This window comes from Frigoribacterium faeni (assembly GCF_007988805.1).
Lineage (GTDB): Bacteria > Actinomycetota > Actinomycetes > Actinomycetales > Microbacteriaceae > Frigoribacterium > Frigoribacterium faeni.
Window position 1 is genome coordinate 71,045 of sequence record NZ_BJUV01000001.1, and the last position, 13,229, is coordinate 84,273.

The following is a 13,229-nucleotide window of genomic DNA, read 5'->3' on the forward strand; positions in this document are numbered from 1 at the left end:
GCTACATCTCGGCCCGGCCCAGGCGCCAGTAGCCCATGAACGCGACCTGCCGGCGATCGAGGCCCACCTCGCCGACCAGGAACCTCCGCAGGGCCTTGATGGCGGCGGCTTCTCCGGCGAGCCAGGCGTAGAGCTCCCCCTCGAGCGCCTCGCCGTGGCGGCGATCGCCCGGGGGGACGTCCCAGAGGATGTCGTGGTCGATGTCCACCTCGTCGAGCTCGACGCCCCGGTGCCAGGCCGCGACGTACCGGGCCGTCCAGGCGCGCACCGCGTCGACGAGCAGCCGGCCGTGCTCGGAGCCGCTCGCGGAGCGGGGCAGCCAGACGACCGAGACGCCGGCCGGCGCGACGAGGTCGAGGCGGTCGGCGGCTGTCGGGACCTCGAGGAAGACGCACCCCCTGGCGTCGTCGGGCAGGCTCTCGACGATCGAGCAGATCGCCGGGACGGCGGTCTCGTCGCCGGCGAGGAGGACCGAGGAGGCGCGCTGCGGGTTCCATTCGACCCCGCTGCCGGTCACGCCGCTGGTGGCGTCGGGGCCGATCAGCACGATCTCGTCGCCGACCGCCGCGGTCGACAGCCAGGCCGCGGCCGGACCTCCGTCGTCGTGCACGACGAAGTCGACGTCGACCTCGCAGGTGGCCGGGCGCGCGGCCCGCGCGGTGTAGGTGCGGAACGGGTTCTGCTCGTGCGCGGGAAGGGCGCGCCAGGAGGTCCACCAGTCGTCGGTGGGGAAGGTCGCGTAGCCGGTGCGCTCGAGGGGCAGCACGACCTTGATCCGCTGGTCGAGCCCGTCCGCGCCGAAGTCCGTCAGGTCGGGGCCGGTGAACGTGATGCGGACGAAGGACGGCGAGAGCGGCGTCAGCCGGGCGACCCGGACGCGGTACGGGCGGTGGGCCGGACGCGACGGCGCGGCGGCCGGTCGGTCGAGCGCTGTCGGGGACAGGGTGTCAGCCACGGATCAGAGGACCGACGCCCCGTCGACGGCGTGGAAGACGCCGTGGAGGTCGTGCCGGAGGTCGTAGGCGAACGACGTCGGACCGGCGATCCAGATGACGTGCTCTCCCGCCAGGAGGGAGTCGGTGTCGACGTACATCTCGGCGAGCCAGGCGCGGACGGCGCGTTCGAGCGCCTCGCCGGGCGCGCAGGCCCGACCCGACCCCGGCGCGCCCGATCGGCGGTCGCGGGCCAGCCAGGTGACCGAGACGCGACCGGGCGCGACGAGGGTCTCGATCTGTTCGCTGTCGTCGACCTCGACGAAGACCTGGCCCCTGGCGCAGATGGGCAGGGCGGCGAGCATGGCGCGCAGGGCGTCGACGGACGAGGCGTCGCCGGCGAACAGGACGCGCGTGGCGTCGTGCTGGAGGGGCGGGTCGCGGTATTCGAGGTACATGGCCATCTCAGTATAGGTAAGGCTCACCTATCCCGATAGGCGCCCGACGCTTTCCCAGGCGATCGATCGCACCGAGGGCGCGCCGTCCGTCACGGGACCTCGGGTTCGAGGGCGGGAGGCCGCCCGGATGGTAAGTTCTGACGCGTCCGCGGATCCGGCAGCGACCCGCGGCGAGGGGCCGCGCCGTGTCCGACAGCACCACGGTGGCGGATCGTGACGACCGGTTCGGCAGCGACCGGAGATCCCCCGAAGAACCGCCGACTCCCCGTGTCGGCATCCCCCGCCGTGGCGACGTCGCCACGGCCCTCTCCGGAAGGCCTCTCCAGGTGCGCACCCTCCCCCTCCTCGCCGCCGTCGCCGCGCTCGTCCTCGTCACCGCCGGCTGCACGTCGAGCGACTCGTCCGACACGACCGGCACCCCCGACGCGGATGCGACGGTCACCGTCGGGCTCGTCCTCGAACCCACCGACCTCGACATCCGCCGGACCGCCGGCATCGCGCTCGACCAGGTGCTGATCGACAACGTGTACCAGGGTCTCGTCGGCCGCACGCAGGACAACGAGATCGTCGACGTCCTCGCCGCGAGCCACACCGTCAGCTCCGACGGCCTCACCTACACGTTCACCCTGGCCGACGGCGTCACGTTCCACGACGGTGCGGCCCTGACCGCCGACGACGTCGTGTGGTCGCTGCAGCAGGTCGCCGACGACGACACCCTCGCGAACCACTCCGACCTCGCCGCCGTCGACACGATCTCGTCGCCCGACCCGAGCACGGTCGTCCTCACGCTCTCGCAGCCGGACTCGGCGCTGCTGTTCGCCCTCACCGGACGGGCCGGCCTCGTCCTCCAGGAGGACGCCGACAACGACCTGTCGACGAGCGCGAACGGGACGGGCCCCTTCACCCTGGCGAGCTGGACCCAGGGCGACAACCTGCAGCTGAGCCGTTACGACGACTACTGGGGCTCGCCCGCATCCGTCGCCGGCGTCGTGTTCCGGTACATCCCCGACGCCTCCGCCCGGATGAACGCGTCGATCTCGGGCGACATCGACGTCCAGACGGCCGTCGACGCCACCCTGCGGAGCCAGCTCGACGGCGTCGACGGGATCACCGTCGACGAGGGCAGGACCACCGACAAGTACACGCTCGCCTTCAACAACGCCGTCGCCCCCTTCACCGACCCCCGGGTGCGGAAGGCGATCCGGCTCGCCGTCGACAACGACGCGCTGATCACGGCGACGGGCGGCTCCGCCGTCGACCAGGGCGGACCGATCCCCGAACTCGACCCCGGCTACGCCGACCTCACCTCCGTCGACGCCTACGACCCGGACGCCGCGCGCGAACTGCTCGACGAGGCGGGCCAGAGCGACCTCGACCTGACCCTCGAGTACGCGAACGTCTACCCCGCGGCGATCGGAGACGTGCTGACCACGCAGCTGGCCGCCGTCGGCATCACGCTCACCGTCGAGCAGGTCGACTTCTCGACCTGGCTGAGCGACGTCTTCGTGGCCCCGTCCGACGGTTCGACCCGCGACTTCCAGCTCAGCATGGTGAACCACGCCGAGACCCACGACTTCGGCAACTGGGCGAACCCCGACTACTACTGGGGCTACGACTCCCCCGACGTCCAGGCCCTCTACGCCGACTCGCTCGCGGCCACGGACCCCGCCGAGGCCGCCGCCGATCTGGCCGAGGCGGCCGAGATCGTCTCGGAGGACGCGCCGGCCGAATGGCTCTACACCTCGACGACGCTGACGGCCGTCCGCGACGGGGTGACCGGGTTCCCGACCTCGTCGACGACCACCCGACTCGACCTCTCGAGCCTGGCCGCGACGGAGTGATCCGTTTCGTCGCGGGGCGGTTCCTCCTCTTCGCCCTCGGTCTGGTCGTCGCGAGCGTCCTGATCTTCGCGACGCTGCGCCTCCTCCCCGGCGATGTCGCGCAGGTGATCGCGGGGACGACCGGCTCACCCGCCCAGGTCGCCGCCCTCCGCTCCGAGCTCGGTCTCGATCGGCCGGTGGCGGCGCAGTACCTCGACTGGGTCGGCGGGCTGCTGCGCCTCGACCTCGGACGATCGCTGGTCACCGGCACGCCCGTGATCGACGAGATCGCCGAGAAGCTCACCGTCACGCTGCCCCTGGCCGGACTGTCGCTCGTCGTCGGCCTCCTGGTCGGCGTGCCGCTCGGCGTGCTGTCGGCCCTCCGCCGCCGCCGCCCGCTCGGCGTGGGGGTCGGCGTCGGCGCTCAGGTCCTGGCGGCCGTCCCGGCCGTCTGGGCCGGCATGCTGCTCATCGCCCTCTTCGCGGTGACCCTCGGCTGGCTGCCCACGCAGGGGTTCCCGATCGACGGATGGGGCGACCCGGCCGCCGCTCTGAGGTCGCTCGTCCTGCCCGCCGTGACCATCGGCGTCGTCGAAGGCGCCGTCCTGCTCCGCTTCACCCGCTCGGCCGCGCTCGGCGCGCTCGGGGCCGACTACGTCCGCGCCGCGGCCGCCAAGGGCATGACCCTCGACCGCGCCCTCGTGCGCCACGGGCTGCCCAACGTCATGCTGAGCGTCGTGAGCGTGCTCGGCATCCAGATCGCGGGGCTCGTCGTGGGCGCCGTCCTCGTCGAGCAGCTCTTCACCCTGCCGGGCGTCGGCCGCATGCTCGTCGCCGACGTCGGCCGCCGCGACCTCACGAAGGTCCAGGGCGAGCTGATGACGCTGACCGCGATCGTGCTCCTCGTGGGCTTCGTCGTCGACGTCGTCCACCGCCTCGTCGATCCTCGACTCCGGGAGCGCGGCGAATGAGGCGCGGGTCGTGGTTCCGCGCCCTCGTCGCGAGCCCGCAGGGGGCCTTCGGCGTCGGATGGCTCGCCCTCGTCGTCGCGGTGGCCGTGGTCAGCCGCTTCTGGACGCCCCTCGATCCGTTCGCGACCGACCCCTACACCGCCTGGGCGCCTCCCTCGCCCGCCCACCTCTTCGGCACGGACTCGGTCGGGCGCGACATCTTCAGCTACGTGGCCGCCGGCTCGGCGACGACCGTCGTCGTCGCGCTCTGCGCCGGCGTCGTCGCGCTCGTGGTCGGCGTGAGCCTGTCGGCCCTCGGTTCGCTCACCTCGCGGTGGGTGCGCGAGTCGGTCTCGGTGCTGATCGACATCCTCATCGCGTTCCCCACCGTGCTGATCGCGATGGCCCTGGCCGCCGCCTTCGGCGGCTCGCTCGCCGTCGTCGTCGTCGCGGCGGGCACCGGCTACGGGGTGAACATGGCGAGGGTCTCCCGCGCCGAGATCCGCCGGGTCGGCCGCGAGGACTACGTGCTCGCCGCCCGTGCGGCGGGCGTCGGCTCGATCGAGGTGCTCCGCCGCCACCTGCTGCCCAACGTGGCTCCCGTCTTCGCCGTGCAGCTCTCGCTCGCCATGGCGACCTCCCTCCTGGCCGAGGCGGGGCTCTCGTTCCTCGGGTACGGGGCGTCGGCCGAGACGGCGTCGTGGGGGCGCCTGCTCAGCGACCTGCAGAAGTTCATCGGCGTCCACCCGTGGACGGTCGTCTGGCCGGGGGCCGCCATCACGCTGACCGTGCTGGCGTTCAACCTGCTGGGCGACGCCGTGCGCGACGCGGGCGACCCCCGGCTCCGGCGACGCCCCCGACGTCCCTCGCCGGCCGCACCGACGGCGACGGCGGGCACCGACACCGACCGGCCGGGGGTCGTCTCATGAGTCTCGAGATCACGGACCTCCGGATCGAGGTCGACGGGCGACGCGTCGTCGACGGCGTCTCGCTCTCGGTCGCCGACGGCGCCCGGGTCGGACTGATCGGCGAGTCCGGATCGGGCAAGTCGATGACCCTGCTCGCCGTGCTGGGTCTCCTGCCCGAGTCGGCCACCGTGAGCGGCAGCGTGCTGCTCGACGGAAGGGAGCTCGTGGGCCTCGGCGAACGGGAGCTCGCGCCGTTGCGCGGCGCCTCGGTGGGCGCCGTCTTCCAGGATCCGCGCTCCTCGCTCGACCCGCTGCGCACCATCGGCCGCCAGATCGCCGAGCCCCTGCGACTGCACGGCGCCATCACCCGACGCGAGGCGCGCCGGCGAGCCGTCGACGCGGCGGCCGAGGTCGGCCTGCCCGACCCCGAGACGCTCGTCGACCGCTACCCGCACCAGCTGTCGGGCGGTCAGCGCCAACGCGTCGTCATCGCGACGGCGCTCATCGCCGGGCCCCGCCTCCTCCTGGCCGACGAGCCGACCACGGCGCTCGACGTGACCACGCAGGCCGAGGTGCTCGACCTGTTCCAGCGGCTCGTCGACGAACGCGGCGCCTCGCTCCTGTTCGTCACCCACGACCTCGCCGTCCTCCGGCGCGTCACCGACAGCGCGTCGGTGCTGTCGCACGGTCGCGTCGTCGAGCACGGGCCCGTCGAGTCCCTGCTGACCGCGCCGCGGCACGCCGTGACCCGCGGCCTGGTCGAGGCCACCCGCGCGACCACCTGGAGGGCGACGTGAACGCCGACGACACGACCCGCGCCTCCTCGGCACCCCTGCTGAGCGGACGAGGCCTCGGCCGGACGTTCCGCCTGCCCCGCTCGTCGCCGTTCCAGCCCGGACCGGTCCGGCACGCCCTGGTCGACGCCGACCTCGACGTCGCCGCCGGCGAGAGCGTCGCCCTGATCGGCGAGTCGGGCAGCGGCAAGAGCACGCTGGTGCGCCTGCTCCTCGCCCTCGACGCGCCCACCACGGGCGAGGTGGTCTTCGACGGACGCGCCGTCCGCCCGGGCAGGGCCGCCGACCTGCGCTGGTTCCGCCGCGACACGGGCGTGGTGCTGCAGGACCCGTACAGCTCCCTCGACCCGCGGATGCGGGTGCGCGACACGGTCGCCGAACCGCTGCGCGCGCTGCGGATCCCCGGCGACCACCGCGCCCTCGTCGACGAGGTGCTCGAGCGCGTCGGCCTCTCGCGGGACGACGCCGACGGCTACCCGCACGAGTTCAGCGGCGGCCAGCGTCAGCGCATCGCCCTCGCCCGAGCGGTGGTGCACCGCCCGCGCCTGCTGGTCGGCGACGAGCCGATGAGCGCCCTCGACGTGACCGTGCGCGCCCAGATCCTCGGCCTGCTGCGCGAGCTGCGCGACGATCTCGGCCTCGCCCTGCTGACCGTGTCGCACGACATCGGTCTCGTGCAGCATCTGGCCGATCGCGTGGCCGTGCTGCACGACGGGCGCATCGTCGAGGAGGGCCCGGTCCGGTCGGTGCTCCGGCATCCGCAGCACGCCTACACGCGGTCGCTCGTCGCCTCGGTTCCGACGCTCGACTGACGCGCGGTCACCAGACGGGAGGGTGCCTCCGCTGCCAGCGCAGGCGCCGCTCGAGCTGCGCGCCGATCGCGAGCAGGACGTCCTCCCGCCCGGGGCGTCCGATCAGCTGCACGCCGACCGGCTGCCCGTCGACCTCGCCGACCGGCAGGGTGATCGCCGGCAGGCCGGCGACGTTGACGAACGACGTGAACGGCGAGTAGAGGCACTGCTGCTCGAAGTTCCGCTCGGCGTCGACGGCGTCGTACCAGCCCACCGGTCGCGGCAGCATGGCCAGGGTCGGGGTGAGCACCGCGTCGAACGGGGCGAAGCGCTCGACGACCATCCGCTCGAAGCCGGCGAGACCGGTCAGGGCGGCGCCGAGCTGACGGGCCGGGACCTCGCGGCCGCGCTCGACCAGCCACCGGGTGATCGGTTCGAGCAGCGCGAGCTCGTCCTCGGTGTCGGCGGGGATGCCCGCGGCTCCGGCCTGCCAGATGGTGCGGAACAGGTCGGGGTAGTCCGACGCCGGCATCGACGTCTCGTCGACGCCGTGACCCATCGTCGCGAGCATGTCGGCGGTGTCGGTCAGCACGCCGAGGAGGCGCGGGTCGACCCGGACGTCGAAGGCGTCGTCCCACGGGCTCGTCGTCATCACCGCGAGCTGAAACCGACCCTCGCCCCGGACGGCCGTGCCGAGGTAGGCGCCGTCGGGCGACGGCGGGGCCCAGAGCGCCTGGTGGTGCCGGGGAGGCCGCCCGTCGGGCGACACCAGGGCGTCGAGCAGCAGGGCGGCGTCGGCCACCGACCGAGCTATCGGACCGCCCACCGGCAGACCCGCGAGGCTGGACAGCCCCGACTGCGCGGGCACGCGACCACGGGACGGCTTGAGGCCGACCAGCCCGGTCGCGGCCGCCGGGATGCGGATGCTGCCTCCCCCGTCGGATCCGGGCGCGAACGGCAGGAGACCGGCCGCGACGGCGGCCGCGGCCCCGCCGCTGGAGCCGCCCGCACCGGTGTCCGGTCGCCAGGGATTGCGCGTCGGCGGACCGATCAGCGTCTCGGTGTAGGCGGTGAGACCGTACTCGGGCGTGGCGGTCTTGCCGAGGCTGACGGCCCCCGCCTCGTCGACGGCGTCGACGATCTCCGACGAGGCGGCCGCGACGCGCCCTCGCGAGAGTCTCGACCCCGACCAGGTGGCGACGCCCGCCCGGTCGCCGAGGTCCTTGTCGGCCAACGGCAGCCCCCAGAGCGGCGCCGGGGAGGAGCCGCCCGCCGTGAGCTCCGCCGCCCGCTCCCGGGCCGCGTCGGCGGTGACCGTGACGAACGCCCCGATGTCGCCGTCGAGCCGCTCGATGCGGTCGAGGTAGTGCCGGGTCAGCTCGAGCGGCGAGACCTCGCCGCGACGCAGCCAGTCCCACTGCTCGTGAGCGGTCAGGTGGTGAAGTTCGAACACCCGTCGAGCCTAGGCCGCGAGACGTTCCGGCCGTTTTCTGGTACGTTTGTCCCATTCGTGCTCCCTCGCCCGCAGACGGCGGCCGGGATCGTCGCACGCATCGAGAGATTCGGATCATGGGTTACGTCTTCCTGGCGCTCGCCATCGTCGGCGAGGTCTTCGCCACCAGCTTCCTCAAGGTGACCAGCGGTCCCGACGCGAAGTGGTGGCAGTACGCCGCCGTGGTGGTCGGCTACGTCTTCGCGTTCAGCATGCTGTCGCAGTCCCTGTCGAAGGGCGTGCCGCTCGGCATCGCCTACGCCGTCTGGGCCGGGATCGGCGTCGTGCTCGTGGCGCTGATCAGCTGGCTGATCTTCAAGGAGCCCCTGACGCTCGTCCAGCTCGGCGGCATCGTGCTCGTGATCGGCGGGGTCACCATGCTCGAGCTCGGCGGACGTCACGAAGCCGCGGCCTAGCCCGTGAGTGCCGGAACGCCGCCCGGCCCCGCCAGCACCCCGAAGGGCGAGACGAGGAGGCGCGCCCTCCTCGACGGCGTCCTGGCCGTCCTCGAGGCGGGCGGCCCCTCCGCCGTCACGCACCGCGCGGTCGCCCGGGCGGCGGGCGTGCCGGTGTCGGCGGCCACGTACTACTTCGCCGGGCGCGACGACATGCTCCGGGCGGCCCTGCGCCACGCGACCACCGCCTGGGCGGGCTCGTTCGACCGACTCGAGCGCGCCTCCCTGCGGAACCTCGCCGAGACCCTGGTGCGGTACGCGATCGTCGAGCGCACCTCCGCCCTGGCGCAGTACGAGCTGCTCTTCGCGGCGATGCGCGACGAGGCGCTGCGCGACGACGCCGAGCTCTGGTACTCGTCGCTCGAGCACGTGCTCGCGCGCGTCGGCGTCGCCCCTGAGCGTCTCCCCGTCGTCGCGCTCGGCGTCGACGGGCTGATCCTCCGCATGCTCTGGCGCGGCGACCCCGCCGACGTCGACGCCACCGGACGACTGCTCGGCGAGATCGTCAGCGGGCGGGTCGACCCCGGCGCCTCCTGAGCGACTTCTGCATCGTGACGGTGCCGAGCCAGCGGCCGAACTTGAAGCCGACGCGGCCCATCCGGCCGACCTCGGTGAAGCCGAGCCTGGCGTGCAGCCCGATCGACGCGTCGGCGTTCTTGTCGGCGATGACGGCGACCATCTCGCGGATGCCGGCCTCGCGGCACGACTCGACCAGCGCCTCCAGCAGGGCCCTGCCCAGTCCCTTCCCGGTCGAAGCGGCCCGGAGGTAGATCGAGCTCTCGACCGTGTAGCGATAGGCGGCCTTGCCGCCCCACGGCGAGGCGAGAGCGTAGCCGAGGGCCTCCCCCGAGGGGTTCACGGCCACCAGGAAGGGCATGCCGAGGTTCGTGACGAACGCGAACTTGCGTCGCCACTCGACGAGCGTCATGGCGTCCTCGTCGAAGGTGACCGACGAGTTCGCCACGTAGTGGTTGTAGATCTCGCGCACGTACGGCAGATCGGTCGGCCTCGCGGGCCTGATCTCGAAGGCGAAGGACGGCTCGACCGGGGTCGGCGGCTGCAGGGCGCGCGGCAGACGACGCCGGGGCTGGTATTCCTCTTCGAGCACGGCACCACTCTGCCACGCCCGGCGCGGTCAGGCGGGGGGCAGCGACCAGTCGATCGGTTCGCCGGCCTGGGCGACGAGCAGCTCGTTGGCGCGACCGAACGGCTTCGACCCGAAGAACCCCCGGGAGGCCGACAACGGGCTCGGGTGCGCCGACTCGATCGTGGGGACCTCGCCGAGCAGGGGCTTGAGCGCGAGGGCGTCGCGACCCCACAGGATCGCCACGAGCGGCCCGCCCCTGGCCGCCAGGACCTCGATCGCGCGCTGCGTGACCGGCTCCCAGCCCTTCCCGCGGTGCGACGCCGTCTCGCCCGGACGCACGGTCAGCACCCTGTTGAGGAGCATCACGCCGTTCGCCGACCACGAGGTCAGGTCGCCGTGCTCGACCGGCGCGACGCCGAGATCGTCGTGCAGCTCGCGGTAGATGTTCGCCAGGCTGCGCGGGACGGGACGCACGCTCGGGTCCACCGAGAACGACAGGCCGATCGGGTGCCCGGGGGTCGGGTAGGGGTCCTGTCCGACGATCAGCACCCGCACGTCGGCGAGCGGGTACCGGAAGGCGCGGAGCACGTTCTCTCCCGCGGGGAGGTAGCCGCGACCGGCCCGCACCTCGGCACGGAGGTACTCGCCCATGTCGGCGATGCGGTCGGCGACCGGCTCGAGGGCCTCGGCCCAGCCCGCGTCGATCTGCTCGGCGAGGGGACGCCGGCCCGGGACGTCGCCGGGCTCCGTCACGCGGCGCCCAGGGTGCCGACCGAGACGCCGACGATCTCGCCGTCGTCGTCGACCTGGGGCTCGACCCGCCAGACGCTGCCGGTGCCGAGCACGGTCAGGGCGCCCTCGCCGACCACCAACGCGGTGTCCTCGTCGATGGCGACGCCACCCGAGACCAGTCCCGCCTCGGTCGCGGCGATCAGCCGGGTGAGCGTGCCCCACTGGGCGGCGTGGACGTCGACCGCGATGTCGACCAGGCCCAGGCCGCCGCTCAGGGTGACCTCGTCGAGGTCCTCGGAGGCGTCCTCCGGGCAGACCGGCACGTCGCCGATCAGCCAGCCGCCGAGCAGAGCCCGGTCGGCGGCGATCATCGCTCCGGCCGAGAAGCCGAGGTAGGGCAGCCCGTCGGCCACCAGGAGGCGCACCTGGTCGACGAGAGGCGTCATCGCCTCGAGATAGGCGGGCGTCAGCCCGCCCGCGACGACGAGCCCGTCGACGTCGCTCAGCACGGGCGTCTCGAAGCGCTCGCCCGCCTCGATGATCGTGGTGGTCACCTCGCAGCGCCCGCCCGCGGCCAGCATGGCCGGGTAACCGTCGCGGAACTCGGCCGACGGCGAGTCGTCGGCGACGACGACGAGCAGGGCGATGCGCGGCACGGCGCGGCCGACGGCGCCGCCGCGCACGGCGGCCTCGGAGACGAAGAGGTCGTACAGCTCGGGGGCGTCCGGGGACCAGCCCCCGCCGACCAGGTGGATGCTCACGCGCCGACCGCCGCGGTCGCGTCGCGCGTCACCGGCGGGAGCGCGCTCCACGGGAAGGTGATCCAGCGCGAGGTGCGCTTCCAGACGAAGTCGGGCTCGAGGATGGTGCGCGGCTTGCTGTAGAGGCACACGGTGCGCACCTCGTCGGCGACCTCGCCGAGCAGGTCACGCACGAGCGCCAGGGTGCGACCGGAGTCCGAGACGTCGTCGACGATCAGCACGCGCTTGCCCTCGAGCGACGGCGCGTCGAGGGTCGGGGGCAGCAGCACGGGCTCGGGCAGACGCTCGTCGACGCCGGTGTAGAACTCGACGTTGATCGAACCGCACATCTTGGTGTCGAGGGCGTACGAGATCGCGCCGGCCAGGACGAGCCCGCCTCGGGCGACGGCCACGATCACGTCGGGGGTGAAGTCGGCCGCGACGACGTCGCTGGCCAGATGCCGGGCCGCCTCTCCGAACTCGAGCCAGCCGAGCACCTCGCGCTCGGGAGCGGCCTCGGCCGTCGATCCGGTCGACTCCGCCGGCGGGGCCTCCGGGGCTGCGGAGGCGGTGTCGGTCGAGTCGTCGGGTGAGGAAACCATGGGAGCAACCGTACTGGGCGCAGCGCCCCGCCGCGAAGGCGGCGGGTCAGGGCGAGACCCAGCGACCCCCGGGAGGCGCGAAGACGGTGTCGACGCCGTCGGACCAGAGCAGCGAGTCGGGTTCGCGATCCGCGACGCCCGGCAGACCGGAGTCGGCCACGAGCTCGTCCCGCAGGTCGACCAGCTCGGCCCGTCGGAGCGGCCAGGCCTCGTGCCGGTTCGGCCAGAACAGCGTGCGTCCCGCCCGCTCGACGTGCATCCCCCAGCGGGCCGTGAGGAACTCGGCGAGGGGGTCGCCGTCGACGACCTCGTCGGTCGGACGGACGTGCAGGCGCGTCGAGGGGGTGGGGCCGGGGCCGTGACGCCGCGAGGCGTACTCGACGACGCCCTCGCGCCTCCTGCGGGTCATCGAGGCCCAGCGGTAGGGCAGACCGAGACCGACGTTGGCGGCGAGCACCGGCAGCAGCTTCTGCGCCTCGAGGGTGCGGAACACGACGCCGCGCCGGCCGAGGTCGTCGACCGAGTAGAGCCGCACGTTGGTCTCGAGGAACGTGCCGAGCACCGGGACGGGCGGGAACGGGCCGAAGGCGCTGCGCGAGAGCTCGAACGGGATCAGGCCGACCCAGGCCGATCCGTCGAAGACGTCGGGCCGCGTCCCGGTCGGGAGGAGCGGAGCCACCCGGTCGGGCTCGACCCGCCAGTGCGCGAAGGCCAGCCCGCCCCAGTGCTGACGGATCACGGCACGTCGGGCGAGGTCGGGCGCGACGGCGGAGACGGGCTCGGGATCGCGGACGGTCATGGCCTCACCCTACGTGCGCCGGACGGAACCGGGAGGGTCGCGTGAGTAGGGTCGGAGGAGACCCCCGAGAGGAGCGCCGGACGGTGACCCGTGACGACCCCGACCGCGCAGCGGACCCGAGCCCGCTCGAGCGCGCCGTCGACGAGGGGTTCCTGATCATCCGGGCGGCCGCCGTCGTCTCGGTCGCGAACACGGTGATCCGTCGGGCCCTGCAGGAGCATCTGCCCTTCGACGACGAGGTGGCCACGGCGGCCGCCCGGGACGAGCTCCGACGCCTCGAGGCCGAGCAGCGGGACGGCGTCGGGCGACTGCGCTCACTGCGCCGACGGACCCACCGGGCCTACGGGCAGTCCCGTCATCAGTTCGACTACCGCGTCGACGACATCGACGCGCTGCGCCTGCGCGAGGCGACCCACAAGGAGCTGGCCGCGCGCATCGCCCGCAGCGCGCGCGACGACGCCTTCGTCGCCGCCCTCGTCTCCGCTGCGCGCTCCCGCGCCTGGGACGACGTCGGCAGCACCGTCGTCGATCGGCTCGGCTGGGCGGCCGCGCCGTCCCCCGACTACGACGACGGACGCGACGAGCGGATCCGCACCCTCCTCGACGTCGATCTGGCCGCTCTCGGCGCGGCCGACGGCGCGACGACCGACGGCGGCGGCGGGGTCTGAG

The 13,229-nt window shown here is 73.6% G+C and carries 16 protein-coding genes; 8 read left to right on the forward strand and 8 right to left on the reverse strand.

The features are described 5' to 3' along the window. Position 1: 1 nt before the first annotated feature. Positions 2-955: a siderophore-interacting protein gene (locus FFA01_RS00330; protein ID WP_244289621.1), complete on the reverse strand. Its 954-nt coding sequence runs from the start codon at positions 953-955 to the stop codon at positions 2-4. 3 nt (positions 956-958) lie between these two features. Continuing rightward, positions 959-1,390, reverse strand: a complete 432-nt coding sequence (locus tag FFA01_RS00335; protein ID WP_244289622.1) for an SIP domain-containing protein — start codon at positions 1,388-1,390, stop codon at positions 959-961. A 185-nt stretch (positions 1,391-1,575) separates the two neighbouring features. On the opposite strand from FFA01_RS00335, the gene FFA01_RS00340 reads away from it, so the two are divergent. From FFA01_RS00340 to FFA01_RS00360, 5 genes are read left to right on the forward strand one after another with little or no spacing between them, the layout of a single operon-like run. Further along, complete coding sequence (locus FFA01_RS00340; RefSeq protein ID WP_244289623.1) at positions 1,576-3,231, forward strand: ABC transporter substrate-binding protein; 1,656 nt, start codon at positions 1,576-1,578, stop codon at positions 3,229-3,231. Then, positions 3,228-4,181 carry an ABC transporter permease gene (locus tag FFA01_RS00345; protein WP_244289624.1) on the forward strand — a complete coding sequence of 318 codons (954 nt, stop codon included), beginning with the start codon at positions 3,228-3,230 and terminating at the stop codon, positions 4,179-4,181. Before FFA01_RS00340 ends, FFA01_RS00345 begins: the two co-directional genes overlap by 4 nt. Beyond that, positions 4,178-5,089, forward strand: a complete 912-nt coding sequence (locus FFA01_RS00350; protein WP_146851790.1) for an ABC transporter permease — start codon at positions 4,178-4,180, stop codon at positions 5,087-5,089. Before FFA01_RS00345 ends, FFA01_RS00350 begins: the two co-directional genes overlap by 4 nt. Next, positions 5,086-5,865 (forward strand): ABC transporter ATP-binding protein, encoded by a 780-nt coding sequence (locus FFA01_RS00355; protein ID WP_146851793.1) that lies wholly within the window; start codon positions 5,086-5,088, stop codon positions 5,863-5,865. The genes FFA01_RS00350 and FFA01_RS00355 overlap by 4 nt, the downstream gene beginning before the upstream one ends. After that, entirely contained in the window at positions 5,862-6,674 is an 813-nt protein-coding gene (locus tag FFA01_RS00360; RefSeq protein WP_371859149.1) for an ABC transporter ATP-binding protein, read from the forward strand. Before FFA01_RS00355 ends, FFA01_RS00360 begins: the two co-directional genes overlap by 4 nt. A 7-nt stretch (positions 6,675-6,681) precedes the next feature. Here FFA01_RS00360 and FFA01_RS00365 read toward each other — a convergent pair whose 3' ends face one another. Beyond that, positions 6,682-8,106 carry an amidase gene (locus tag FFA01_RS00365; RefSeq protein WP_146851796.1) on the reverse strand — a complete coding sequence of 475 codons (1,425 nt, stop codon included), beginning with the start codon at positions 8,104-8,106 and terminating at the stop codon, positions 6,682-6,684. A gap of 116 nt (positions 8,107-8,222) precedes the next feature. On the opposite strand from FFA01_RS00365, the gene FFA01_RS00370 reads away from it, so the two are divergent. Further along, positions 8,223-8,561, forward strand: a complete 339-nt coding sequence (locus FFA01_RS00370; protein WP_146851799.1) for a DMT family transporter — start codon at positions 8,223-8,225, stop codon at positions 8,559-8,561. A gap of 3 nt (positions 8,562-8,564) precedes the next feature. Next, on the forward strand, positions 8,565-9,137 hold the full coding sequence (locus FFA01_RS00375; protein WP_146851802.1) for a TetR/AcrR family transcriptional regulator: 573 nt from the start codon (positions 8,565-8,567) through the stop codon (positions 9,135-9,137). Here FFA01_RS00375 and FFA01_RS00380 read toward each other — a convergent pair. Genes FFA01_RS00380 through FFA01_RS00400 form a run of 5 tightly spaced genes read right to left on the reverse strand, consistent with a single transcriptional unit; the run spans position 9,106 to position 12,560 of the window. Then, entirely contained in the window at positions 9,106-9,708 is a 603-nt protein-coding gene (locus FFA01_RS00380) for a GNAT family N-acetyltransferase (RefSeq protein ID WP_146851805.1), read from the reverse strand. The genes FFA01_RS00375 and FFA01_RS00380 overlap by 32 nt on opposite strands. Positions 9,709-9,735: 27 nt before the next feature. After that, positions 9,736-10,440, reverse strand: coding sequence for a uracil-DNA glycosylase (locus FFA01_RS00385; protein ID WP_146851808.1), 705 nt, complete (start codon positions 10,438-10,440; stop codon positions 9,736-9,738). Beyond that, positions 10,437-11,180, reverse strand: a complete 744-nt coding sequence (locus tag FFA01_RS00390) for a Type 1 glutamine amidotransferase-like domain-containing protein (RefSeq protein WP_146851811.1) — start codon at positions 11,178-11,180, stop codon at positions 10,437-10,439. Before FFA01_RS00390 ends, FFA01_RS00385 begins: the two co-directional genes overlap by 4 nt. Continuing rightward, positions 11,177-11,761: a phosphoribosyltransferase gene (locus FFA01_RS00395; RefSeq protein WP_146851813.1), complete on the reverse strand. Its 585-nt coding sequence runs from the start codon at positions 11,759-11,761 to the stop codon at positions 11,177-11,179. Before FFA01_RS00395 ends, FFA01_RS00390 begins: the two co-directional genes overlap by 4 nt. A gap of 46 nt (positions 11,762-11,807) precedes the next feature. After that, on the reverse strand, positions 11,808-12,560 hold the full coding sequence (locus FFA01_RS00400) for a YqjF family protein (RefSeq protein ID WP_146851816.1): 753 nt from the start codon (positions 12,558-12,560) through the stop codon (positions 11,808-11,810). Between the two features lie 83 nt (positions 12,561-12,643). On the opposite strand from FFA01_RS00400, the gene FFA01_RS00405 reads away from it, so the two are divergent. Next, positions 12,644-13,228 (forward strand): hypothetical protein, encoded by a 585-nt coding sequence (locus FFA01_RS00405; protein WP_146851818.1) that lies wholly within the window; start codon positions 12,644-12,646, stop codon positions 13,226-13,228. The last annotated feature ends 1 nt before the right edge of the window (position 13,229 follow it).

Bases quoted from the DNA above. Each gene is read 5' to 3' on its own strand.
- FFA01_RS00370 (WP_146851799.1), top strand. From the start codon at position 8,223: ATGGGTTACGTCTTCCTGGCGCTCGCCATCGTCGGCGAGGTCTTCGCC.
- FFA01_RS00355 (WP_146851793.1), top strand. From the start codon at position 5,086: ATGAGTCTCGAGATCACGGACCTCCGGATCGAGGTCGACGGGCGACGC.
- FFA01_RS00335 (WP_244289622.1), bottom strand. From the start codon at position 1,390: ATGTACCTCGAATACCGCGACCCGCCCCTCCAGCACGACGCCACGCGC.
- FFA01_RS00395 (WP_146851813.1), bottom strand. From the start codon at position 11,761: ATGGTTTCCTCACCCGACGACTCGACCGACACCGCCTCCGCAGCCCCG.
- FFA01_RS00350 (WP_146851790.1), top strand. From the start codon at position 4,178: ATGAGGCGCGGGTCGTGGTTCCGCGCCCTCGTCGCGAGCCCGCAGGGG.
- FFA01_RS00400 (WP_146851816.1), bottom strand. From the start codon at position 12,560: ATGACCGTCCGCGATCCCGAGCCCGTCTCCGCCGTCGCGCCCGACCTC.